Origin of the sequence: Candidatus Allofournierella merdavium (genome assembly GCF_944382735.1) — a bacterium.
Classification (GTDB): domain Bacteria; phylum Bacillota; class Clostridia; order Oscillospirales; family Ruminococcaceae; genus Allofournierella_A; species Allofournierella_A merdavium.
This window is the reverse complement of record NZ_CALWND010000006.1, coordinates 163,907-186,574: the sequence shown is the minus strand read 5'-3', so window position 1 is coordinate 186,574 and position 22,668 is coordinate 163,907. Positions and strand designations below refer to the sequence as shown.

At 65.2% G+C, this 22,668-nt stretch carries 22 protein-coding genes, 1 riboswitch and 1 other annotated feature; of the genes, 6 read left to right on the top strand and 16 right to left on the bottom strand.

Annotated elements, in window-relative coordinates:
• The first annotated feature begins 80 nt into the window (after positions 1 to 80).
• Entirely contained in the window at positions 81 to 581 is a 501-nt protein-coding gene (locus ACH2A7_RS06680) for a pyridoxamine 5'-phosphate oxidase family protein (RefSeq protein ID WP_394960902.1), read from the top strand.
• A 63-nt stretch (positions 582 to 644) separates the two neighbouring features.
• On the opposite strand, the gene ACH2A7_RS06675 is transcribed toward ACH2A7_RS06680, so the two are convergent.
• Complete coding sequence (locus ACH2A7_RS06675; protein WP_394960901.1) at positions 645 to 1,457, bottom strand: hypothetical protein; 813 nt, start codon at positions 1,455 to 1,457, stop codon at positions 645 to 647.
• Positions 1,458 to 1,691: 234 nt separating this feature from the next.
• Complete coding sequence (locus ACH2A7_RS06670) at positions 1,692 to 2,234, bottom strand: ECF transporter S component (protein ID WP_394960900.1); 543 nt, start codon at positions 2,232 to 2,234, stop codon at positions 1,692 to 1,694.
• Between the two features lie 147 nt (positions 2,235 to 2,381).
• Between ACH2A7_RS06670 and ACH2A7_RS06665 the strand changes: the two genes are divergently transcribed.
• From ACH2A7_RS06665 to ACH2A7_RS06655, 3 genes are read left to right on the top strand one after another with little or no spacing between them, the layout of a single operon-like run.
• Complete coding sequence (locus tag ACH2A7_RS06665) at positions 2,382 to 3,071, top strand: Crp/Fnr family transcriptional regulator (RefSeq protein WP_394960899.1); 690 nt, start codon at positions 2,382 to 2,384, stop codon at positions 3,069 to 3,071.
• 18 nt (positions 3,072 to 3,089) lie between these two features.
• A complete protein-coding gene (locus ACH2A7_RS06660; RefSeq protein WP_394960898.1) occupies positions 3,090 to 4,058 on the top strand; it encodes a glycosyltransferase family 2 protein in 969 nt (322 codons plus the stop codon).
• Complete coding sequence (locus tag ACH2A7_RS06655) at positions 4,051 to 4,692, top strand: flavin reductase family protein (protein ID WP_394960897.1); 642 nt, start codon at positions 4,051 to 4,053, stop codon at positions 4,690 to 4,692. The genes ACH2A7_RS06660 and ACH2A7_RS06655 overlap by 8 nt, the downstream gene beginning before the upstream one ends.
• Positions 4,693 to 4,741: 49 nt before the next feature.
• On the opposite strand, the gene pflA is transcribed toward ACH2A7_RS06655, so the two are convergent.
• The 10 genes from pflA to ACH2A7_RS06605 form a co-directional block, all read right to left on the bottom strand.
• The gene (gene pflA, locus ACH2A7_RS06650) at positions 4,742 to 5,479 is read right to left on the bottom strand and encodes a pyruvate formate-lyase-activating protein (protein WP_394960896.1); all 738 of its coding nucleotides are present in this window, start codon (positions 5,477 to 5,479) and stop codon (positions 4,742 to 4,744) included.
• Between the two features lie 108 nt (positions 5,480 to 5,587).
• Entirely contained in the window at positions 5,588 to 7,819 is a 2,232-nt protein-coding gene (pflB, locus tag ACH2A7_RS06645) for a formate C-acetyltransferase (RefSeq protein ID WP_394960895.1), read from the bottom strand.
• Positions 7,820 to 7,881: 62 nt separating this feature from the next.
• Positions 7,882 to 7,966, bottom strand: a riboswitch (ZMP/ZTP riboswitch).
• A gap of 417 nt (positions 7,967 to 8,383) precedes the next feature.
• A complete protein-coding gene (locus tag ACH2A7_RS06640) occupies positions 8,384 to 10,264 on the bottom strand; it encodes a glycosyltransferase (protein ID WP_394960894.1) in 1,881 nt (626 codons plus the stop codon).
• Between the two features lie 34 nt (positions 10,265 to 10,298).
• Positions 10,299 to 12,176 (bottom strand): glycosyltransferase family 2 protein, encoded by a 1,878-nt coding sequence (locus ACH2A7_RS06635; RefSeq protein WP_394960893.1) that lies wholly within the window; start codon positions 12,174 to 12,176, stop codon positions 10,299 to 10,301.
• A 67-nt stretch (positions 12,177 to 12,243) separates the two neighbouring features.
• Entirely contained in the window at positions 12,244 to 12,987 is a 744-nt protein-coding gene (locus ACH2A7_RS06630; protein WP_394960892.1) for an ABC transporter ATP-binding protein, read from the bottom strand.
• A 13-nt stretch (positions 12,988 to 13,000) separates the two neighbouring features.
• On the bottom strand, positions 13,001 to 13,798 hold the full coding sequence (locus ACH2A7_RS06625; RefSeq protein ID WP_394960891.1) for an ABC transporter permease: 798 nt from the start codon (positions 13,796 to 13,798) through the stop codon (positions 13,001 to 13,003).
• 5 nt (positions 13,799 to 13,803) lie between these two features.
• Positions 13,804 to 14,370 carry a dTDP-4-dehydrorhamnose 3,5-epimerase gene (rfbC, locus tag ACH2A7_RS06620; RefSeq protein ID WP_394960890.1) on the bottom strand — a complete coding sequence of 189 codons (567 nt, stop codon included), beginning with the start codon at positions 14,368 to 14,370 and terminating at the stop codon, positions 13,804 to 13,806.
• Between the two features lie 12 nt (positions 14,371 to 14,382).
• Positions 14,383 to 14,817: a sugar 3,4-ketoisomerase gene (locus tag ACH2A7_RS06615; protein ID WP_394960889.1), complete on the bottom strand. Its 435-nt coding sequence runs from the start codon at positions 14,815 to 14,817 to the stop codon at positions 14,383 to 14,385.
• A gap of 1 nt (position 14,818) precedes the next feature.
• Positions 14,819 to 15,919: a DegT/DnrJ/EryC1/StrS family aminotransferase gene (locus ACH2A7_RS06610; RefSeq protein ID WP_394960888.1), complete on the bottom strand. Its 1,101-nt coding sequence runs from the start codon at positions 15,917 to 15,919 to the stop codon at positions 14,819 to 14,821.
• A 171-nt stretch (positions 15,920 to 16,090) separates the two neighbouring features.
• A complete protein-coding gene (locus ACH2A7_RS06605) occupies positions 16,091 to 17,485 on the bottom strand; it encodes a D-alanyl-D-alanine carboxypeptidase family protein (protein ID WP_394960887.1) in 1,395 nt (464 codons plus the stop codon).
• Positions 17,486 to 17,692: 207 nt separating this feature from the next.
• Here ACH2A7_RS06605 and ACH2A7_RS06600 point away from each other — a divergent pair, with 207 nt between their 5' ends.
• Positions 17,693 to 18,262, top strand: a complete 570-nt coding sequence (locus ACH2A7_RS06600) for a 5-formyltetrahydrofolate cyclo-ligase (protein ID WP_394960886.1) — start codon at positions 17,693 to 17,695, stop codon at positions 18,260 to 18,262.
• A gap of 50 nt (positions 18,263 to 18,312) precedes the next feature.
• Here the strand turns inward: ACH2A7_RS06600 and ACH2A7_RS06595 are convergent, their stop codons facing one another.
• Together ACH2A7_RS06595 and ACH2A7_RS06590 are read right to left on the bottom strand one after the other, a co-directional pair.
• A complete protein-coding gene (locus ACH2A7_RS06595) occupies positions 18,313 to 18,891 on the bottom strand; it encodes a dipicolinate synthase subunit B (RefSeq protein WP_394960885.1) in 579 nt (192 codons plus the stop codon).
• Positions 18,888 to 19,688, bottom strand: a complete 801-nt coding sequence (locus tag ACH2A7_RS06590; RefSeq protein WP_394960884.1) for an NAD(P)-dependent oxidoreductase — start codon at positions 19,686 to 19,688, stop codon at positions 18,888 to 18,890. Before ACH2A7_RS06590 ends, ACH2A7_RS06595 begins: the two co-directional genes overlap by 4 nt.
• Before the next feature lie 333 nt (positions 19,689 to 20,021).
• On the opposite strand from ACH2A7_RS06590, the gene murC reads away from it, so the two are divergent.
• The gene (gene murC / locus ACH2A7_RS06585; protein ID WP_394960883.1) at positions 20,022 to 21,395 is read left to right on the top strand and encodes a UDP-N-acetylmuramate--L-alanine ligase; all 1,374 of its coding nucleotides are present in this window, start codon (positions 20,022 to 20,024) and stop codon (positions 21,393 to 21,395) included.
• A gap of 54 nt (positions 21,396 to 21,449) precedes the next feature.
• On the opposite strand, the gene ACH2A7_RS06580 is transcribed toward murC, so the two are convergent.
• Entirely contained in the window at positions 21,450 to 21,800 is a 351-nt protein-coding gene (locus ACH2A7_RS06580; protein WP_394960882.1) for a type II toxin-antitoxin system PemK/MazF family toxin, read from the bottom strand.
• A 104-nt stretch (positions 21,801 to 21,904) separates the two neighbouring features.
• Entirely contained in the window at positions 21,905 to 22,285 is a 381-nt protein-coding gene (locus ACH2A7_RS06575) for a holo-ACP synthase (protein WP_394960881.1), read from the bottom strand.
• Positions 22,286 to 22,398: 113 nt separating this feature from the next.
• Positions 22,399 to 22,629, top strand: a binding site (T-box leader).
• The last annotated feature ends 39 nt before the right edge of the window (positions 22,630 to 22,668 follow it).

The following is a 22,668-nucleotide window of genomic DNA, read 5'->3' as shown; positions in this document are numbered from 1 at the left end:
TATACTCTGACCAAACGCCCGCGCGCCCATTCGCCACGGGAGCGCGGCTGCCACTTTACTGCAACAGGGAGAGGTGTTGTATGTTTCGAGAAATGCGCCGAAAAAAGCAGCTGCTGAGCGCGGAGGAGACCGCCGCGGTGCTGCGCCGGGGCAGCTGCGGTGTGCTGGCCCTGGCGGGCGACGAGGGGTATCCCTATGCCGTTCCCCTCAGCTATGTCTTTGACGGAGATAAACTGTACTTTCACAGCGCCAAAAGCGGGCACAAGCTGGACGCCATCCGGCAAAACCCCAGGGCCTCCTTCTGTGTTGTGGATCAGGACAAGCTGGTGCCGGAGGAATATACCAGCTACTTTCGAAGCGTGATCGTCTTTGGCACCATCCGGGTGATCGAGGACGCCGCCGAAAAGCGGGCGGCCATTGAAAAGCTGGGCCGCAAATACGCCCCCCAGGACACCGCCGAGGGCCTGCAGCGGGCCGTCGACCGGGACTGGGAGCCGCTGTGCATGCTGGAGATGCAAATCGACCACATCACCGGCAAGGAGGCCATCGAGCTTGTGCGGGCCAAAGAACAGAAAAAGTGACCAAGCAAAAGGGCCTGTGCCGCAAGGCACAGGCCCTTTTGTTTTGGTCCGGGTTGTTCCGGTTCACTCCACCGGTTCCTGGGAGATGACGTTGCCCTCCCAGTCGGTAGTCACGCCGGTGGAGGGGTCGTAGATGGTCCACTCCTCCACCGGCGGGGGCAGCGGCGCCTCGTCCGGCGTGGCGTTGGCGCCGTCGAACGCCCAGCTGCCGTCGCCGGGGATGATGGCGTCCCCGCCCTGCCCGGCGGCCCCGCCCGCCCAGGGATTCACGCCCGACCCCACATACTCCGGCGGGACCTCCGTGATGCCGGTGCCGTTGAGCGCGCCGGGGATCAGGTTGCCGTTCTCGTCGTAGTAGTTGGGATGCGCCGTCTGCCCGGAGGCGCTGCCGTCGTCCGCCGGCGCCTCGGGAACAGGGGTGGGCGCGGGCGCGGACGGCTCGGTGACGGGGGCCGCCTGGCTGTCCTGGCCGCTCTCCGCCGCGGGGGCGGCGGCTTCCGCCTGGGCCGCCCCGTCGCCGGACGGGGCGCTTCCTCCCGCCGCACTGCCGGCGGAACCGCCGGATGCCTTGTCGTTGACGGCCGTCTTCGCCCCGGCGGCCCCGCTTTCATTGCCGGCGGCCTCCGGCGAGGCCGCCGGCTTTTCCGGGGCCGTGCTGCTCTTATCGGCAGGCGTGCTGCCGGCGGGGGCGCCAGTCTGTTTTTCCGACGCCGGGGCGGCCGCTTTCTTTTCCCCGCCGGTGCCCCGGTCGGCGCTGGCCGCCACCGCGCTGTCGGCGGGCTGCGCAGCGCTCACATCCGAGGCGGGGGACGCGCCGCAGGCCGTCATAAAGAGCAGCCCGCAGAGCACCGCCATCAAACCCATTTGCTTTTTCATAAGAGAACTCCTTTCTCCTCTGCCAGCGGGGGGCAGTTTCCTCCCTGCGGCGCCGCCGGCCCTTTCGTCCGCTGCCGGCCCGGGGCGGGCACGCCGCTTTTTTGTCTTGCACCCGGTTTATAGGGCCCAGCCCCGGCAAAATTAAAGAACCGCGAAAAATTTTTTCGCGGTTCTTTGCACAGCGCAAAACTGCCCCTGCCCCAGCGGGCAGAGGCAGTTTTTCACAAAGGGATATTACGCCTTCTGGAGCACAAAGCCCTTGACCTTGCGCAGCAGCGGCCAGAGCACGGTGCACAGCACCCCGCCGATGAGGGCGGTGATGAACTGGTTGACGCCGAACATGGTGCTGACGGTGGCCACCTGCTTTTCGTTGAGCACGCCGCCGAAGAGGGGCAGCAGCACGAATTGCAGCCCGCCGGCCATCACGGCCACCTTGGCCGCCGCGCCCAAAAGAAAGCCCAGCCAGAAGAGTTTTTCCTGTTTGCGCAGCGCCCAGGCGCACATCACCAGGACGGCGTTGCCCGCCGCCACCAGCACGATGAGCTGGGGCATCAGCTGCATGACGGGGCTAGGTGCGATGAGGAAAGCCAGGATGGGACTGAGCACCGCGATGCACAGCCCGCTGCCAAGGCCCACCGCCAGGGCGGCCAGCAGCAGGATCAGGTTCACCAGCGGGCCGGTGATGAACTGGCTGACGGTCTTGAACTGCTGCACCACCACACAGAGCGCCAGCAGCAGCGCGGTGCGGGTGAGGAAGCGGGTGTAGTACTGTTTCATGAAAATTCCACCTTTCCCGGGGCGCTTTCGCCCCACTTTGCGTTGCTTTTCCCTGTTGATTTTACTATAATAAGAATCGGATTGCTGTTGCCTGCGCAACAGTTGTGATTTTTTTATTTATCTTTGGCAGGGAAAGGAGCGGGGCCGGTGAAAGAATACTATCCCCTGCTGGCGGGCACGCCGCTTTTTGCGGACATCCCCCCGGAGGGCCTCACCCGGCTGCTGGGTTGTTTCGCGCCGGCGGTGCGCCGGTATGAAAAGGGAGACATCCTGCTGCTGGCCGGCTACGACACCGGCGAGATCGGCATTCTGCTGGAGGGCAGCGCCACCGCCCTGAAGACCACGCCGGACGGTTCCGCCGTGGCCATCACCGACCTTTCTCCGGGCAGCGTGTTCGGGGATGTGCTGGCGGGCAGCACGGTGAAAAGCCCGGTGACGGTGACCGCACGCAGCGCCGCCAAGGCCATGTTCATCTCCTGCCGCAAGCTGCTGTGCCCCTGCGCCGCGATGCACCCGGAGCACAGCCAGCTGATGCAGAACCTGGTGCGCACCATCTCGGAGAAATATTTTGATTTGAGCCGCCGGGTGGACCTGCTCATCCTGAAGAGCCTGCGCTCCAAACTGTGTGCCTATCTGCTGGGGCAGGCGAAGGCCGCCGGGGCGGACACCTTCTCCATCCCCTTTTCCCGGGCGGGGCTGGCGGAGTATCTGAACTGCGAGCGCAGCGCCCTGTGCCGGGAGATCTCCCGGATGCGGGCCCAGGGCCTGATCGAGACCTATAAAAACAGCTTCAAGATCCTGGATCGGGCGGCCCTCGCCCGGGAATACCAGCGCTGAGGCTTTGGAGGAAAGAAAATGGAGAAACTTCCGGTTTTGTACATCGTCATCCCCTGCTACAACGAACAGCAGGTGCTGCCGGTCACCGCCCCCATGTTCCTGCAAAAGCTGCGGGACCTGATGGCCGCAAACCTCATCGCCCCGGGCAGCCGGGCGGTGTTCGTGAACGACGGCTCGAAGGACGACACCTGGCCCATCATCCGGGATCTCGCCGCAAAAGAGGAGCTGGCGGAGGGCATCTGCCTCTCCCGCAACCGGGGCCACCAGAACGCCCTGCTGGGAGGGCTTTTGACAGTGAAGGACCGCTGCGACATCACCATCAGCATCGACTGCGACGGCCAGGATGATATCAATGCCATGGACGAGATGGTGAAGGCCTATCTGGACGGCTGCGACGTGGTGTACGGCGTGCGCTCCAGGCGGGACACCGACACCTTTTTCAAGCGTTTCACCGCCGAGAGTTTTTATAAGCTGATGAACTGGATGGGGGCGCAGGTGGTGTTCAACCATGCGGACTACCGCCTGTTGAGCAGCCGGGTGCTGAAGGAGTTTGCCAACTTCAAAGAGGTGAATATCTTTTTGCGGGGCATGGTGCCGCTGGTGGGCTTCAAGAGCACCAGCGTGTACTACGAGCGGGCCGAGCGGCTGGCGGGCGAAAGCCACTACCCCCTGAAGAAGATGCTGGCCCTGGCCTTCAACGGCATCACCAGCCTGTCGGTGAAGCCCATCCGCCTCATCACCGGCTTTGGCATATTCGTCTCCTGCATCAGCTTCATCGGGGTGATCTGGGCGGTGGTGGCGGCGCTGCTGGGGCACACGGTGGCCGGCTGGGCCAGCACCATCTCCATCGTCTGCTTCATGGGCGGCATCCAGCTGCTCTGCCTCGGGGTGATCGGCGAGTACATCGGCAAAATTTACATGGAGACCAAGGCCCGGCCCCGCTACATCATCAGCGAGACCACCTTCGGGGAGGGCGCCCATGAGTGAGAAAAAGCTGGCCTGGCCGGGCAGCGCCCTGCTGGGCCCGGTGCCCCCGGTGCTGGTGAGCTGCGGCGAGGGGCAGAGCGCCAACCTCATCACCATCGCCTGGGCGGGCACGGTGTGCACCCAGCCGCCCCGGGTGTCCATTTCTGTTCGGCCCACCCGCCACAGCTACGGCCTCATTCGGGATTCGGGCGAGTTCGTCATCAACCTGCCCACCGTGGCGCTGGCCAGGGCGGTGGACTGGTGCGGCGTGAAGAGCGGCAGAGAACTGGACAAGTTTTCCGCCATGGGCCTGCACGCCGCCCCTGCCTCCAAGGTGGGCTGCCCCCTGCTGGCGGAGAGCCCGGTGAATCTGGAGTGCCGGGTGTTCCAGCGCATTGAGCTGGGCAGCCACGACCTGTTTCTGGCGGACGTGGTGGCGGTGGATGTGGACGAGGCCCTGCTGGACAGCGCGGGCAAGCTGCACCTGGAAAAGGCGGGCCTTTTGGCCTACGCCCACGGGGACTACTACGCCCTGGGCAAACAGCTGGGCAAGTTCGGCTGGAGCGTGCGAAAGAAAAAGCCCGGCGGCAGAAAGCCGGGCGCGCAGAGGGGCAAAGACGCCCCTGGCGCAAATCCCCGGCGGCCCCAAAAGTGACAGACGCGAAAGCGCCCTTTGGAGAGTTTCTCCAAAGGGCGCTTCTCTTTTATTTCGCCGGTGCGGCCAGGTGGCCCAGCGCCGCGTAAAAGGGCCTGAGGTGCTCCTCGCCCGCCGGGGGGGTGTTTTGCAGCGGGAAGGGGATGCCCAGGGCGGCGTATTTTTCAATGCAGAGGTTGCGGAAGGGCAGCAGTTCCACCTTTTCCACATTCTCATACCGCTTTGCCAGCGCCGCCAGGCGTTCCGCCGCGGCGGGGCCGTCGTTGAGGCCGGGCACCACCACATGCCGCAGCCACACCGGGCGGCCCATCTTCCGGCAGAGGTCGAGAAATTCCAGCGTGTGCGCCAGGCTGCCGCCGGTGTTTCGGCGATAGTCCTCCTCGGTGGTGAATTTCAGGTCGGCCAGCACCAGGTCGGTGTGTTCCAGCACCTTTGCGGCGGTTTCCAGGCCCGCCGCGCCGGAGGTGTCCAGCGCGGTGTGGTAGCCCTCCGCCGAAAGGGCTGCCAGCAGCGCCGCGGCGAAACCGCTCTGGGCCAGCGGCTCGCCGCCGGTGAGGGTGACGCCGCCCTTTTTCTTGATGTAGGGCGCGCAGCGGCGCACCTTTTGCAGCACATCCTCCACCGTGACCTGCTGCCCGCCGTCAAAGGCCCAGGTGTCCGGGTTGTGGCAGTAGGCGCAGCGCAAGGGGCAGCCCTGGAAGAACACCACATAGCGCAGGCCGGGGCCGTCCACCGCGCCGAGGGACTGGAAGGAGTGGACGCGCCCGACGGGGGCGGAAGGTTCCATGGATTTTCCTCCTTTCGGGGCAAAGGCGGCCGCCGGGGCGGTGCGCCCGCAGAAGGGCCGTGCCGGATGGTTTGTGCGCGGGGCCGCCGGGGCCGGCGTTGCGCGGCCTCACATCGCGCTGTGGAAGGTGCGGCGGATGACCTCCCGCTGCTGCTCGCGGCTGAGCTTGTGGAAGTTCACCGCGTAGCCGGAGACCCGGATGGTGAGGTTCGGGTATTTCGAGGGATCGTCGTAGGCCTCCTGGAGCATCTGGCGGTTCATCACGTTCACGTTCAGGTGGTGGGCCATCTGGGCAAAGTAGCCGTCCAGCAGCACCACCAGGTTGCCCCACCGCTCGGCCTCGGTCTTGCCCAGGGCCTCGGGCAGGATGGAGAAGGTGTTGGAGATGCCGTCCTTGCAGCAATCGTATTTGATCTTCGCCACCGAGTTGAGGCTGGCCAGCGCGCCGCTCTTCTCCCGGCCATGCATGGGGTTGGCGCCGGGGGCGAAGGGCTCGCCCGCCTTGCGGCCGTCGGGGGTGGCGCCGGTCTTTTTGCCGTAGACCACGTTGGAGGTGATGGTGAGCACCGAGAGGGTGGGCTCGGCGTTCCGGTAGAGGGGGTGCTTTTTCAGTTCCTCAAAGAAGAGGCGGGCCTGCTCGGCGGCGATGGAGTCCACCCGGTCGTCGTCGTTGCCGTAGGCGGGGTACTCCCCTTCCACCGCAAAGTCCTTGATGAGGCCGGTGGCCTCGTCCCGCACGCAGCGCACCTTGGCGTATTTGATGGCGGAGAGGGAATCGGCCAGCACGCTGAGGCCCGCGATGCCGAAGGCCATGTAGCGGTGCACTTCGGTGTCGTGCAGGGCCATCTGCAGCTTCTCGTAGGCGTATTTGTCGTGCATGTAGTGGATGACGTTCATGGTGTTGGCGTAGAGCCGCGCCACCCAGGCGCGGTAGAAGTCCAGCCGGCGGCAAACCTCGTCGTAGTCCAGATACTCGCCCGGGTAGACCTGGCTCACCGGGCCCACCTGCTCGTTTTTCACCTCGTCCCGCCCGCCGTTGAGGGACATGAGCAGCAGTTTCGGCAGGTTGGTGCGGGCGCCGAAGAACTGCATGTCCTTGCCCACCCGCATGGCGGAGACACAGCAGGCGATGGCGTAGTCGTCGCCGTAGACGGGGCGCATCAGGTCGTCGTTCTCGTACTGGATGGCGTCGGTGTCGCAGGAGACCTTGGCGCAGAAGGTCTTGAAGCCCTCGGGCAGCGCCTCGGCCCAGAGCACCGTGAGGTTGGGTTCGGGGGCGGGCCCCAGGTTGTAGAGGGTGTGCAGCACCCGGAAAGAATTTTTGGTGACGAGGGTGCGGCCGTCCTCGCCCATGCCGCCCACCGACTCGGTGATCCACATGGGGTCGCCGCCGAACAGCTCGTTGTAGGCGGGGGTGCGCAGGTGGCGGGCCATCCGCAGCTTCATCACGAACTGGTCCATCAGCTCCTGGGCGCCCTGCTCGTCCAGCGCGCCGGCGGCCAGGTCACGCTCGAAGTAGATGTCCAGGAAGGTGCTGGTGCGGCCCAGGCTCATGGCCGCGCCGTTCTGCTCCTTGATGGCCCCGAGGTAGCCGAAGTAGAGCCACTGCACCGCCTCGCGGGCGGTGGCGGCGGGGCGGCGGATGTCGCAGCCGTAGCCCTTTGCCATCTCGGCCAGCTTGTTCAAAAAGTCGATCTGCCGCCACACCTCCTCGATGAGGCGGATGACGTCGTCGGTCATGTCCCGGCGGTGCAGTTCGTCCATGTCCTTTTGTTTTTCCGCCACCAGCCGGTCCACCCCGTAGAGGGCCACCCGGCGGTAGTCGCCGATGATCCGGCCCCGGCCGTAGGCGTCGGGCAGGCCGGTGATGAGACCGCAGTGCCGGGCGGCCCGGGTCTCGGGGCCGTACACCCGGAACACACCGTCGTTGTGGGTGGTGCGGTAGCGGAATTCCTCCTCGATCTTGTCCGACAGCTTGTAGCCGTAGGCCTCGCAGGCGCTGCGGGCCATGCGGATGCCGCCGAAGGGGTTGACGCCCCGCTTTAAGGGCGCGTCGGTCTGCAGGCCCACGATCAGCTCGTCTTCCCTGTCCAGATACCCTGGGGCGAAGGTGAGCAGGCTGGTGACCGTCTCGGTGTCCACGTCCAGCACGCCGCCCTTTTCCCGCTCGGCGGCCATCAACTCGTTCAGCTTTTTCATCAGCCGGTCGGTGCGGGGGGTAGGGCCGGCGAGAAATTTGTCGTCGCCGGTATACGGTTTGTAATTTTTTTGGATAAAATCCCGAACATTGATACTATTCTGCCATGCGCCGGGCACAAAACCGTTCCACTGTTCCATCATTGCGAAGATCTCCTTTCGGCGGGCGGCGCTGCCAACAAAAAAGGGCAGCACCGCAGACGATGCGGTGTTGCCCAGACGGTCGGCATATTGCCCGCGCCTCACTCCCCCGTGGTCTCCCACGAAATTCCGTCAGTTGTGAGGGCGGTGTTTTGCTGTGAAAACAATATTCAGTATACAGCAGCCGTTTTTGCTTGTCAATACACAATATCTATTGCTCTTGTTCGCGCCGCGGGGCAGATATGGCGAAGGCCGGGCCCCAAAGCGGCCCCCCTGCCCTTTTGGGGCCGCCCGCCGGGAAGCGACGCCGGCGGGGCGAGGAAGATGCCGCCCTCCGCCGGGCGGGCCGGGCGGAGCCGCGGCACACGCGGCGGAACGGGGAGAGCGCCGCTCTCCGCCAGGGCGAGAAGAACGGCGGGGCTCGCAACAGGCGGGTAAAGCGCCCCTCCGCCGAGACGGGCCGGACAGAGCTTCGGCGCTCGTGGGGGTGAGACGCCGCCCCCCTGCCGGGGCACGGGAAGAATTTCGGCCCGCGGGCGGCGGGGAGACGTTTTGCCGTCTGCCTTCTCAGCCCGGCATGCAGTTTTGCAGGTGGCGCAAATCGCCGCTCTCGGAAAAGTCCTCCCGGTCCAGGGTGAGGCCGGGGTTATAGTAGGGATCGCGGGTGAGGTTCTCCCGGCCAAAACGGTCTGTGAGGCGCTTCTGCTCGCCGGCAAAGCGCTGCTTTTTGGCCTTGTCCTTCTCGTCGATGCCCCGGCTCTTGCTCTCGTAGTGGTAGAGCTGGGCGTAGGGCGTCCAGACCACCCGCCAGCCGGCCCGCCTTGCCCGCAGGCAGAAGTCCACGTCGTTGAAAGCCACGGTGAAGCCCTCGTCCAGGCCGCCCAGGCCGTCGAACACCGCGGCGCGCACCAGCAGGCAGGCGGCGGTGACGGCGGAAAAATCCTGCACGGTGGCGGCCCGGAACATGTAGCCGCCGGAGGAGCGGGGCCGGTACTTGTGGCTGTGGCCGGCGTAGCCCCCCAGGCCGGTGATGATGCCCGCGTGCTGGATGGTGTCGTCGGGGTAGTAGAGCATCGCCCCGCACATGGCCACCCCCGGCCGGCTGGCCTGCATCAGCATCTCGGTGAGCCAGCCCCGGTTGATGACCTCCACGTCGTTGTTGAGCAGCAGCAGGTAGTCGCCCTTTGCCGCCCTGCGTCCGAAGTTGTTGATGGCGGAGAAGTTGAAGCCCCCCTCGGCCTTGTACTCCACCACCCGGCAGCGGGGGTATCCCTCCGGACCGGTGATGCGCTTGTAATAGTCGAAGGTGGCCGCCTCTTTGGAGTTGTTCTCGATGACGATGACCTCGAAATTCTGCCAGCTGGTCTTTTTGTACACCGAGGAGAGGCACTTTTCCAGATCGTCCGTATGGTCCATGTTGGGGATGAGGATGCTCACCAGCGGCTCGCCCTCGATCTCGTAGTCCACCTTGTAGGTGCTGGGGAACAGGCCGTCCCGCACCTCGCCCCGCTGGCCGGTGCGCTCCAGATGGTCGGCGATGGCCTTTTTGGCCGCCTTGGCCACATAGGGCTTGGCGGCGGTGCCGCCGCTGGTGGAGCCGCCGTGCACCCGCCAGTAGTAGAGCACCTGGGGGATGTGATAGATCTGGGTCTCGTCCAGCCGGTCGGTGATGCGCAGAAAGAGGTCGTGGTCCTGGCTGCCGTCGCACTCGGTCCGCTCGCCGCCCAGTTCAAAATAAAGGCTGCGCTTGAAGGCGGAAAGGTGGCAGATGTAGTTGCAGCACACCAGATAGTCCGGGGCGAAATCCGGCTTGAAGTGGGCCACCGTGGGCCGGCGGATGCTCTTTTTGAAGAGGGCCTCGTCGCTGTAGAGAAAATCGGCGCCGCTGTCCAGGATGGCCATCTGCAGGGTGTAGACGGCGTGGGGGGCCAGGATGTCGTCGTGGTCCGCCAGGGCCAGATACTCGCCGGTGGCCAGGGCCGCCGCCGCGTTGGTGTTGGCGCTGATGCCCCTGTTCTCCACCTTGACATACTTCACCCGGCTGGCCGCCGGGGCGATTTTTTCCGCGAAGGCCGCCCGCTGGGCCACGATCTCCCCCACATAGGCGTGCTGTTCGTCGGAGGCGTCCGCCAGGCACAGCTCCCAGCGGGTGCTGGTCTGGTCAAAGACGCTGGCCAGAAACTGCCGCAGATAGGGCTCGGGCGTATTGTACAGCGGCACGCAGACGCTGATGAGGGGCAGCGCCGCGCCGTTCTGCCAGCGGGCCGCCACATCCGCCCGCTGGGCCTGGAGGACCTTTTGTTTGGGCAGATAGCGGGCCCGCTTGCCGAAAAAACGCCGACGGAAAAAGCCCAGCGCCCGCCGGGCCATGGCAAAAAAGCCCTCGCTTTTCACAAGTTCCGCGGCGTAGCCCAGCAGTTCCCGGATGCGTTTGAGTTTCAGTTTCATGGCTCTCGTCTCCAAAATCCGGCCCCCGCGGCTCTCACTTCAGGCCGTAGTTTTCAAACAGAAGGTTGAAATGCCGGTTGTAGTAGGGGTCGCCCGCGGCGATCATGTCGCCGTACTTGGCGATGAAGCGGGCCTTCTCCCCCTCATATCGGCGGGCGTTCTCGCTCAGGGTGTCCAGCCCGCGGCTCTTGCTCTCGTAGTGGTAGGCCTCGGCGTAGGGGGTGAACACGTTGGTGAGGCCCTTTTTCCACAGTTTCAGGCACAGGTCGATGTCGTTGTAGGCCACGGCGAAGTTCTCCTCGTCCAGCCCGCCCATCTCGTCGTAGAGGGCGGTTTTCACCATCAGGCAGGCGCCGGTGACCGCCAGCAGGTTCTGGGGCGTGGCCAGCCGGTAGAGGTCGCCCGCCGAGGCCCGGGGGTGGCTCTTGTGGCTGTGGCCGGCGGTGCCGCCGATGCCGAGGAACACCCCCGCGTGCTGGATGCGGTCGTCGGGGTAGTAGAGCTTGGCCCCCACGCAGCCCACATCCGGGCGCTGGCTGTACATGAGCATCTCGGCCAAAAACCCATCGCTGAGCAGCTCGATGTCGTTGTTTAAAAGCAGCAGCTGTTCGCCCTTTGCCGCCCGCCGGGCGAAGTTGTTCACCGCCGCGAAGTTGAAGCCGCCCTCGTAGACCACCACCCGCAGGCGAGGGTACTTTTTCCGCGCCTCTTCGTAATAGGCGAAGGTGGCCGGGTCGGCGGAGTTGTTCTCCGCCACCAGCACCTCGAAATTGTCGTAGCCCGCTTTTGCATACAGGCTGGCAAGGCAGCGGTCCAGGTCGTCGACGTGGTCCTTATTGGGGATGAGCACGCTGATGAGGGGGGTGCCGGTGAGGGCGTACTTCACCCGGTAGGCGCCGGGGCAGCCCTCGATGCGCGTTGCCGTTCCTTCCAGGCCCACCCGTTTCAGGTGGTCGTCGATGGCCCTCTCCCCCGCCGCCAGGGCGTAGGGCTTGGCCTCCATGCCGGCGGCGGTGCTGCCGGCGTGGCTGCGCCAGATATACAGCACATAGGGGATGTGGGATACCTTTTGGGCGTGCTCGGTGAGGCGCAGGATGATCTCAAAATCCTGGCTGCCGTCGTACTCGCTGCGCTCGCCGCCCCCCGCCCGGTCGAACAGGGCCCGGGAGAAGGCGGCCAGATGGGTGATGTAGTTGCAGCCCCGCAGATAGTCCGGCTCAAAGTCGGGCTTGAAGTGGTAGTCCACCAGATGCTTTAAGTCCGCCGAGAGGACAATTTCGTCGGAGTAGACAAAATCCGCCCCGGCCAGCGCCTCCTTTGCCACCCGGTAGAGGGCATTGGGGTAGAGCACATCGTCGTGGTCCAGCAGGGTGAGCCAGTCGCCGGTGGCGGCGGCCAGGGCCGCGTTGGTGTTGGCGGCGATGCCGCCGTTCGTTTCCAGCTTGAGATAGCGGATGCGCTCGTCTTTTTTTGCAAAGCACCGGGCGATGCGGCCCACTTGCGGATGGGCGGCGTCGGAGGCGTCCGCCAGCACCAGCTGCCAGCGGGGGTAGCTCTGGGCCAGCACGCTGTTTACCATCTGGCGCAGAAAGGGCGCCGGGGTGTTGTAAAGAGGCACGCAGACGCTGATGGTGGGCCCGGCCAGGTTCTCGGCCCGCTGGGCCTTCAGCTGGCGGCGGGTGGGCAGATCGGCCCGGTAGCGCCAGGTGTCCCGGTGAAAGGCCAGCCGCACGCGGAAGTCCACCTCCCGCCACAGGGCCTCAAGGCCCTCCTCCCGGCCCACCTTCGCGCACCAGGCGGCCACCTGCCTGATGTGGGCGGGGTCCAGCAGACGGCGGGCCATGCCGCCCACGCTGTCCGCTTTGGCAACGTCGGCGGGCAGGGGCGCCTCCAGTTCTTTTTTGTCCGGCATGTTGGGTCTTCTCTCCTTTTTGCGCAAAACAGCCAGGGGGCCTTGCTCTCCTGGCTGTTCGGTTGGGTCACTCGGCGTCCCGGGTGGTCTGTTTGTAGGCGTCGCACACCTCGTCGGTGGCGCCGTCCATCTTGATGCGCCCGTGCTCCAGCCAGGCCACCTTGTTGCACATCCGCTCGATCTGCTCGATGGAGTGGCTCACCAGGATCACCGTGGTGCCGCCGCTCATCAGCTTCTGCATCCGCTCCTCGCACTTTTGCTGGAACAGAAAGTCGCCCACGCTCAGGATCTCGTCGGCGATGAGGATGTCGGGCTTTGTGATGGTGGCAATGGCGAAGGCGATGCGGGCCACCATGCCGCTGGAGTAGTTCTTCAGCGGCACGTCCAGGAACTCGTGCAGTTCGCTGAACTCCACGATCTCGTCGAACTGCTCCTTGATGTACTTCGGGGTGAAGCCCAGCACCGCGCCGTTCAAAAAGATATTCTCCCGGGCGGTGAGGTCCATGTCAAAGCCGGCGCCCAGCTCGATGAGGGGGGCGATGGTGCCCCGCACGGTGCAGCTGCCGCTGGTGGGCTTGTAGACGCCGCTGATGACCTTGAGCAGGGTGGATTTGCCGCTGCCGTTCAGGCCGATCAGGCCGTAGAAATCCCCCGGCTGCACAGTGAGGCTGACGTTTTTCAGCGCGTAGAACTCGTCGAACTTCAGCTTGCCGTGGGCGATCTGCAAAAAGTATTCCTTCAGGCTCTCGCTTTTTTCCTTGGCGAGGTTGAAGCGCATGGACACGTTGTTTACTTGGATGATGGGTTCCATCCTTCGCCCTCCCTCACATATACAGGACGAACTTGTCCTGGTTCTTTTTGAACACCAAGAGGCCGAAGGCCAGCATGGCCAGGCTGCACGCCCCGCAGATGATCACCATGTTGAAGGTGAGCAGCTGGCCTTCCAGCACGGCGGCGCGGAAGGCGGTGATGTACCAGTAGATCGGGTTGAACTTGATGAGCGTCTCCAGATACAGGTTGCCGAACTGGGCCGGGTCGTAAAAAATAGCGGAGAAGTACATCAGGATGGTGGTGAACACCTCCCACAGATGGATGACATCCCGGAAGAACACCGCCATGGTGGAGAGCACCAGCCCCACCCCCAGGCTGAACAGGAACATGGTGAGGATGGGATACACCGCCAGCAGCACCGTGGGGTGCAGCGGGCTGCGGGTGATGAGCATGATGATGATGAGGGCCACAAAGCTGAAGAAGTAGTTCACCAGGCCGAAGCAGGTCTTCTCCAGCGGGAAGATGTATTTGGGGATGTACACCTTGCGCAGCAGCATGGCGTTGGCCATCACGCTGCCCATGGCCATGGTGGTGGACTCCCGGAAGAAGGTGAACATCAGCTGGCCGATGACCAGATACACCGGATAGTTGGTGATGCCCTCGCCCCGGAACTGGAACAGGTTGCCGAACACCACCACCATCACCCCGCACATGAGCAGGGGGTTGAGCACGCTCCAGGCCACGCCCAGCACGCTGCGGCGGTACTTCAGCTTGAAGTCCCGGCTGATGAGGTTATAGAGCAGGTACCGGTAGCGGATGAAATCCTTCAGATACAATTTGACCGTGCCCAAGGGCTTTACCACCTCTCAAAATACTCAAAGCTCTGGCTTGCGAAGGGGGTGTGGTGTTTGTCCTTTTCGCTCAAAAGGTATTCACACCCGCAGTCCGGCCACCGGATGCCCACGGTGGCGTCGTCGTAGGGGATGCCACCCTCGGAGGCGGGGTCGTAGTAGTCGGTGCATTTATAGCAGAACTCCGCCACGTCGCTCAGCACCAGAAAGCCGTGGGCAAAGCCCTTGGGCACATAGAACTGGCGCTTGTTCTCCTCGCTCAGGGTCACGCCGGTCCATTTGCCGAAGAAGGGGCTGTGGGGCCGGCAGTCCACCGCCACGTCGAACACCTCGCCCTTCGTCACCCGCACCAGCTTGCCCTGGGTGTGCTCCTTCTGAAAGTGCACCCCCCGCAAAACGCCCCGGGAGGAGCGGGACTGGTTGTCCTGCACGAACTCGTCGGTGATGCCGGCGGCGGCGAACTCCTCCTTCTGGAAGGTCTCCATGAAGTAGCCCCGGGCGTCGCCGAAGACGGTGGGCTCCACGATGAGCACCCCCGGCAGTTCCGTCTCAATGAATTTGAATTTTCCCATCGTTTTACCCCTTTACTCCTGATCGCCCGCGGCCAGCGCGGCCTTGAAGCCCTCGTAGTCCCGCAGGTATTCGCCCCCGTCGTAGTGCTCGCTGGCCAGGACCAGCAGCACGCTGTCGGGGGAAAAATCGTACATATCCTTCCACACCATGCGGGGGATGTAGATGCCGGTGTTGGGTCTGTCCAGCGAAAAGACCTCCTGGCGGCCGCAGCCGTCGTCCACCCGCACCTTGCTGCGGCCCGCCACGTTGATGAGCACGAACTCGGTGCGCCGGTTGGCGTGCTGGCCGCGCACCACGGTGGCGTCGCTGCCGTACATGTAAAACACCCGCTTGATCTCAAAGGGCACCTGCTGCGCGCCCTCCACCACGATGAGGCTGCCCCGCTCGTCGCCAAGGTCGGCAAAGGACAGCAGCTTCACCCGGTCGTAATTGTCGTTTTTCAGCATATCAGGGCTCCCAGGCGTTGATGGCCTCGATCACATAGGTCTGTTCCTCTTCGGTCATGCCGTTGTACATGGGCAGGCTGAGCACCTCGTCGGCGTAGCGCTCGGCGATGGGATAATCCCCCCGCTTTTTGCCCAGGTACCGGTAGGCCTCCGACAGATGGGGCGGGATGGGATAGTGGATGATGGTGCCGATGCCCTTCTCCTTCAGATAGGCGGCCAGCTCGTCCCGGCCCTTTTCCACATGGATCACAAACTGGTGCCAGGTGCTGTCCGCCCCCGGGCGCACCCGGGGCAGGCGGATGCGGGGGTGTTTCAGTTCCTCAAGGTACCGCCCGGCGATGGCCCGGCGCTCGGCGTCAAACTGGGGCAGGTGCTGCAATTTCACCCGCAAAAGGCCCGCCTGCAATTCGTCCAGCCGGGAGTTGGTGCCCACCACCTGATTGTGGTAGCGCTTTTCGCTGCCGTAGTTGCGGAACACCCGGAACTTTTGGGCCAGGGCCTCGTCGTTCGTGACGATGCAGCCCGCGTCGCCGAAGGCGCCGCAGCCCTTGGTGGGATAAAAGGAAAAGCAGCCCACGTCCCCGAAGGTGCCCACCGTCTGCCCCTGCCAGTGGTTGCCGTGGCTCTGGGCGCAGTCCTCCACCACCCGGAGGCCGTGGCGGGCGGCGATGCCCATGATGCGGGTCATGTCGCAGCTCTGGCCGAACAGATGCACCGCCAGGATGGCCTTGGTGCGGGGGGTGACGGCGGCCTCGATCTTCTCCGCGTCGATGTTGTCGTACTGGTCCGGCTCCACGAACACCGGGGTGGCCCCGTTGATGGAGATGCCCATGACGCAGGCGATGTAGGCGTTGGCGGAGACGATCACCTCGTCCCCCCGGCCGATGCCCAGCAGCTTGAAGCTGATCCACAAAGAATCCAGCCCGCTGGCAAGGCCCACGCAGTATTTGGCGCCGATGTACCCGGCCCACTCGGTTTCGAACTGCTCCACCTCGCGGCCCAGGATGTACCAGCCGCTGCGCAGCACCTCCAGCGCCTTCGCCTCGTACTCCGGGGCGTGGAGGCTGTACTGACGGCCCAGATCGTTGGGCAGGATGTTCATCTTGTTCCCTTGCCTTTCCGCGGCTGCGGCCGCACAAAAATCACCACGATATATTGTACCCTATCCCACCTCAAAACGCAACAAAAAGCCGTCCGCCGCGGGGCCTGAAAAAAGCCCCGCCGGCAGGTGTTCGCCATGAGCGGGGCCTCGTTTCAGGGGTTTTGCCCCCGGTCAATCCCGGCCGGGGGGCTTTGTGCGGCTGCGGGGCGCGGGGTCGGTCGCCCGGGTCTGCCAGGGGGGCGGCTCGGCGGGCAGGGGTTTGCGGGTGATGATCTCCCACTGGGCGCCGCTGGCCGCGGCGGGGCGCTTTGCGCCGGCCTTGCGCCACAGGCGCACCCCCAGCACCAGGGCCATGGCCGCGGCCGCCGCGGCCACCGCGATGGCCACCGGATTCTGCTCCGGCTCCAGGGAGGAGGCGGGGATATAGGTGCTGGCGGCCAGCACCTCGCTCACCCCGCTCACCGAGAGCGTCGCCGAGCCCAGGGCCGAGGGCTGGTAGTCGTTTTCCGGCAGCGAATAGGTCACGCTGGCGGCAAAGGGCTGGCCCAGCACATAGCGGTCGGGGATCTGGTAGTCCACCGTGATGCCGTCGGTGGTGAGGTTTTTGTTCAGCAGCGCCGTGGCGCTCTGGGGCTGCACCAGGGCGTTGCCCAGCGCCTCGCCGCCGCCCACCACCGGCACCTGAAATGCCTCGGCGGGGGCGGGGATCTCCACCCGGGAGAAGTTCTCGAAGGCGTAGTCCAGGATGGCGCAGGCGTCCCGGAACTTGTCCTCCAGCATCTGACACTTCAGTTCCACCGAGATCAGGCGCACGCCGTTCTGCTCGGCGTAGTTGACGAAGGTGGTGAGGGCCTGGTCGTGAAAGCCGTTCTTGGAGCCCTTGGCGTAGGTGCGGTAGTAGTCGCCGGAGATGCGCATCCAGTCGGTGCAGTGGAACACCCGCTCCTGGGGCTGCTTGTTGGTGGGCGCCATAGTCCAGGGGTCGGTGCGGCAGAAGATCTCCTCAAAGCCCGGCACGCTCAGCGCCCAGCGGGTGATGGTGGCCATGTCCCGGGCGGTGGTGTAGTGGTCGTCATCGTGCAGGCCGTGGGGGTTCATGTAGTGGGTGTTCGCAAGCCCCAGCGCGGCGGCCTTCTGGTTCATGGCGTCCACCCCGCCCTGGATGGTGCCGCCGATGTACTCCGCCAGCACGTTGGCGCCGTCGTTGGCGCTCTCCAGTTCGGTGCCGTAGAGCACATCCTCCAGCCGCACCACCTCCCCCTCCTGCAGGGCGATGTGGGAGGAGCCATATTCCAGCTGGTGCACCGCGTCGTAACTCACGGTGAGCTGGGTGTCCAGCTGGCCCTGGGCCTTTTCCAGCGCCAGCGCCATGGTCATGATCTTGGTGATGGAGGCGGGATAGAGCACCTCGTCGGCATTCTTCTCCATGATGACCTGGCCGGTGTCCGCGTCCATGACGATGTAGGCCTCGCAGCTTACCGAAGGCCCCTGGTAGGCCAGCGCGGCGGGCGCGAAGAGGGCGGCGGTGAGCGCCGCCCCGCAGAGTGCAGCAAAAAATCTTTTCAAGACCAACGTCCCTTTGCCTTCAGAATATCTTCAAAACCGCGCCGGCGCCGCCGAAAAGGCGGCCGGGCAACGGGCATGTTCTGGAATATTATACATAAATTTTACTGTGGCGCACAAGAGGTGCACAAAATTTCCACATTTTGTTTAAAAAACGAGGGGGACAGTGGTATAATGGGATGGATATGGCAGGAAAAGAGGAGGCTCCGGATGGAACAGAAAAGCATTGCGGAACAAAAAAAGGAGGCCCGCGCCGAGGCCCGGGCGCGCCTTGCCGGCTGCACGCCGGAGGACACCCGCCGCTGGGGCGAGGCGATGTTCGAATATCTGCGGCTTTTGCCGGTGTGGAACACCGCCCGCACGGTGCTCTGCTTCATGAGCACCCCCACCGAGCCGGACACCCAGCCCCTTCTGCACGCGGCGCTGCGCCAGGGGCGGGCGCTCTGCCTGCCCCGCCAGTATGAGGACGGGCGGATGGAGGCGCACCGGGTGGCGGCGCTGTTCGCCCTGCGCAGGGGGCCCCACGGCATTCTGGAACCGCCCTACACCCTTCCGGTGGTGGACCCTGCCGCCATCGACCTGATCGTGGCGCCCTGCCTGGCCGCCGCGCCGGACGGCACCCGCCTGGGCCACGGCGGCGGCGTGTACGACCGCTTTTTCGCCCGCAGCGGGGCGGCGCGGGTGATCTTCTGCCCCTCCGCGGCGGTGTTCCCCCATCTGCCCGCCGAGGAGCACGACCAGCCCGCCGACCTGGTGATCACCGAGCGGGGCATCCTTTGAACGCAGAGGCGGCCCCCGGAGCCTGTGGCTCCGGGGGCCGCCTTTCCTGTTCACTCGCTGAGCACCGGCTGCAGCTGCCGGCCCCGCAATGCGCACTCCAGCGTGTCGGCGATGAGGGAAAAGTCGCTTTGCAGGCTGGTGGGCTTTTTCAGGTAATCGTCCTGGGTAAAGGGCACCAGATAGTAGTTCTTGCGGTTGAGCAGCTTTGCCAGGTTCTCCAGGCTGGCGGAAAGGCCGTCGTTGGTGCTCACCGCCAGCACCACCGGCTTCGCGCCCCGCAGCATGCTCTTGACGCCCAGGGTCACCGGCGTGTCGCTGATGCCGGCGGCCAGCTTCGCCAGCGTGGCGCCGGTGCAGGGCGCCACGATCATGGCGTCCGCCATATTCTGCGGGCCCAGGGGCTCCGCGCCCTGCAAGGTCTCGATGGGGCGGCTGCCGGTCACGTCCGCCAGCTTTCGCTTCCAGCTCTCCGCCGTTCCGAAACGGGTGTCCAGCCCGGCGGCGTTGAAACTCATCAGCGGCAGCACCTGTGCCCCGTCGCGGATCATCCCTTCCATCACATGCAGCGTCTTTTCAAAGGTGCAGAAGCTGCCGCACATCGCCCACACCACACGCGTTGTCTCTTTCAAAACCCCTCTCCCCTTTCTCTGAGCATGGCCAGCACCGCCTGAGCCACGAACTGCCCCGCCGTCACCGGCGCGCAGCGGGCCGGCAGGCTGAGGGCGTGGATGGCCCGCACCCCCAACACCTTCGCCGCCTCAAAATCGGTGCCGCCGGGCAGGCTGGCCAGGTCGATCACCAGCGCGCCCGCCGGCAGCTTTTGCAGCCGGGCCGCGTCCAGCACGGGGGCGGGCACCGTGTTCACCGCCACCTCCGCGCCTTCCAGCAGGCCGTCCACCGCATCCATCGGCACCGCCGCCAGCCCCAGGCTCAAGGCCAGGGCCCGCTGCGCCGGGCTGCGGGCCGCCACCGTGACATGCGCGCCCAGCGCCGCCAGCCGCACCGCCAGCGCCTGGCCGCACCGCCCGAAGCCCAGCACCAGCATGGAACTGCCCCAGACGGTGCGCCGCCGGTTTTGCAGGATCAGCCCGATGCAGCCCTCCGCCGTGGGGATGGCGTTCAGCAGCGCCAGTTCCTCCCTGCACAGATAGTCTTCCAGCCGGATGCCCGCGGCGGCGGCCGCCGCCCGGGCGGCCTCGCTCACCCGGCCGCCGAAGGCCGCCGTGCCCGGTCTTGCCCGGGCCAGCAGCTGCTCCAGCGCCGCCGCGTCCGCCGCCAGGGGCATGGGCAGCAGCACCCAGTTGGCCGCCGCCACGCCCTCCGGGCCGCGCACCTCAAATCCCTTTTCCCGCAGGTAGTCCGCCGCCGCACGCTGGCGGGCGTCCTCGCCGAGCACCGCGAACACCCCGGGTCTTTTCTCTTCCATCGCCCTTCCCCCCTCACACACGGCGCGGGCGTTTTGCCGCCCGGCCGATCCCGTGCCGATTTGACCCATGGTATGCGCCGCGCGCCGCAAAAGTGAAAAGGCCGCCCCTCTTTGCCCCGTGCCGCGCATTTTTTGCCCGGTCCGGGGCAAAATCCCGAAAAAGGGTACCGGCGCCGGGCCCGGTCGGTACAATTTGCAAAAACCGCATCATTTTTTGCCCTTTGAGTGTTTATTTCAGCACAAAAAAATTATATAATGGAATGCAGGATAACACTCTCCCTACTCTGCGGGCGAAGCGCGCTTCGCCGAAATTACGTTTTTGAGGTGACCCAAATGACCTACATCGGCGGTTACAACCCCGGCCTGCTCCGGGGCGTGAAGCACCTGCATTTCATCGGCATCGGCGGCAGCGGCATGTACCCGCTGGTGCAGATCCTCCACTCCAAGGGCTACGAGATCAGCGGCAGCGACGTGAACGAGGGCTCCATCATCGACGCCGAGCGCGCGCTGGGCATCACCGTGCACATGGGCCACGACCCGAAGAATGTGATCGGGGCGGACATGGTGGTCTACTCGGCGGCCATCCACACCGACAACCCGGAACTGCAGGAGGCGGACGCCCGGGGCATCCCCACGCTGGAGCGCAGCGTGCTGCTGGGCTATGTGAGCCGGCTGTACCCCCACAGCGTCTGCGTGGCGGGCACCCACGGCAAAACCACCACCACCTGCATGATCACCACCATGCTGGAACTGGCGGGGCGGGACCCCGCGGCGGTGATCGGCGGCAAACTGCCCCTGATCGGCGGCTACGGCAAGGCTGGCACCGGCAACTGCATCGTGGTGGAGGCCTGCGAGTACGCCGAGACCTTTTTGCGCCTCACCCCCCACATCGCGGTGCTGCTGAACATCGACAACGACCATCTGGACTACTACGGCACCATGGGCCAGCTGAAGCTGGCCTTCAAGAAGTTCGCGCTGATGGCCACCAACACCATTGTGGCCAACGCCGACGACGAGGGGGTCATCCAGGTCATCAGCAGCATCGACCGCACGGTGCGCACCTTCGCCATCAAGCAGCCGGCGGACTACCGGGCGGTGAACATCCGGGAGTATAAGCCCGGCTTCTTTGAGTTCGACGTGCTGGAGTGGGACAATTACTACGCCCACCTGACCCTTTCCACGCCGGGCTACCACAACATCTACAACGCGCTGGCCATGGTCAGCTGCACGCGGGCGCTGGGCCTGGAGCCCGGCGCCGCCGAGGCCGCGGCCCGCAGCTTCGCGGGCGCCGGGCGCCGCTTTGAGGTGCTGGGCGAGCGCAACGGCGTGACCATCGTGGACGACTACGCCCACCATCCCACCGAGGTGGCGGCCACCCTGGCCACCGCCAGGGAACTGGGCTACAAGCGGGTATGGGCGGTGGACCAGCCCTTCACCTACAGCCGCACCAAGGCGCTGCTCCACGAGTTCGCCCAGGTGCTGTCCGCCGCCGACCGGGTGGTGCTGACTCCCATCATGGGCAGCCGCGAGGTGGACGACGGCAGCGTCTCGTCCGAGGATCTGGCGGCGCTGATCCCCGGCTGCGTCACGGTGGCGGGCCTCAAGGAGGCCGCCGACTACATCAAGGCCAACGCCGAGCCGGGCGACCTGGTGCTGACCCTGGGCTGCGGCGACGTGTATAAAGCCGCCCGCATGATGCTGCAATAAAAAAAGGCAAAAGGACCCGCCGGGCGCATGCCCGGCGGGTCCTTTTACGTTTGTTCAGGTGGTGCGCAGGCCCACGCTGATGCCCAGCGCCTGATCCACCTTCTGCTGCGCCTCCGGCGACAGGCTGCCGGTCTTTTCCCGCAAACGGCGCTTGTCCAGCGTGCGGATCTGCTCCAGCAGCACGATGCTGTCCCGCGAAAGGCCGCAGGTGGAGGCCGGCAGGGGGATGTGGGTGGGCAGGCGGGTCTTGTCCTGCTTGGAGGTGATCGCCGCGGCGATCACCGTGGGGCTGTGGCGGTTGCCCACGTCGTTCTGCAGGATGAGCACCGGCCGCACGCCCCCCTGCTCCGAGCCCACCACCGGGCTCAAGTCCGCGTAAAACACTTCGCCTCTGTGAACTTCCATGTAACTCTACCCTCCGATGTCTTCCGCCTTACAAAGGCGGCGATGGCTGCCCCCGCCCATGGCGGGGCCTCGGTGGTAGTATGCCCGGCGCGCCGGGCATTTAATCAGCTTTTCTCCAGCACCGCGAAGGCCAGGGCCAGCCCCGCCTCGTGGCTCAGGGAGAGGGCCGCGTGCAGCCCTTTTTCCGCCAGGTGGGCCGCCGCCGCGCCCCGCAGGGCGTAGTAGGGCGCGCCGCTCTTTTCCCGCAGCACCTGGATCTCCGCCAGGGCAAAGCCCCCCAGGCCTTTGCCGCAGGCCTTCAGAAAGGCCTCCTTGGCGGCAAAGTTCGCCGCCGCGCTGGCGGCTTTGCGCGCCGGGGAAAGTTTTTCCAGAAAGGCCCGCTCCTCGGCGCCGAACACCCGCTGCCAGAACGCCTCGCTGGCAAGGCTTTTCTCCATCCGCTCCACCCGGACCATGTCCGCGCCCACGCCTGCGATCACGGCCATCCCCTCCTTTTTTTCGCAGTTTTATGGTACCACGCCCCGGCCCGGTTTACAAGGCGGCAAAACCTGTCTTTTTTGCTTGCAAAACGCCGGCGGGTGTGCTATGATTGGCTTTGTAAAACGCGCTGACGAAGGAAAGTAGCGCCGTTCTCCCGGCACAGAGAGGGACCCCCCGGCTGCAAGGGCCCCGCGGCGGGGACGGAGGCGAAGTTCCCTTCCGAGCGGCTTTGCTGAACCTTCGGCAGTAGGCAGAGACGGCCTTCCCCCGTTAGCGGGAGCTTGAGTGTTTGCTCAAAGAGCAAGAATCCGGGTGGTACCGCGGAGCTTTGACCGGCTTCGTCCCTGTGAATACACGGGGGCGAGGCCGTTTTTGTTTGCCCCCAGAG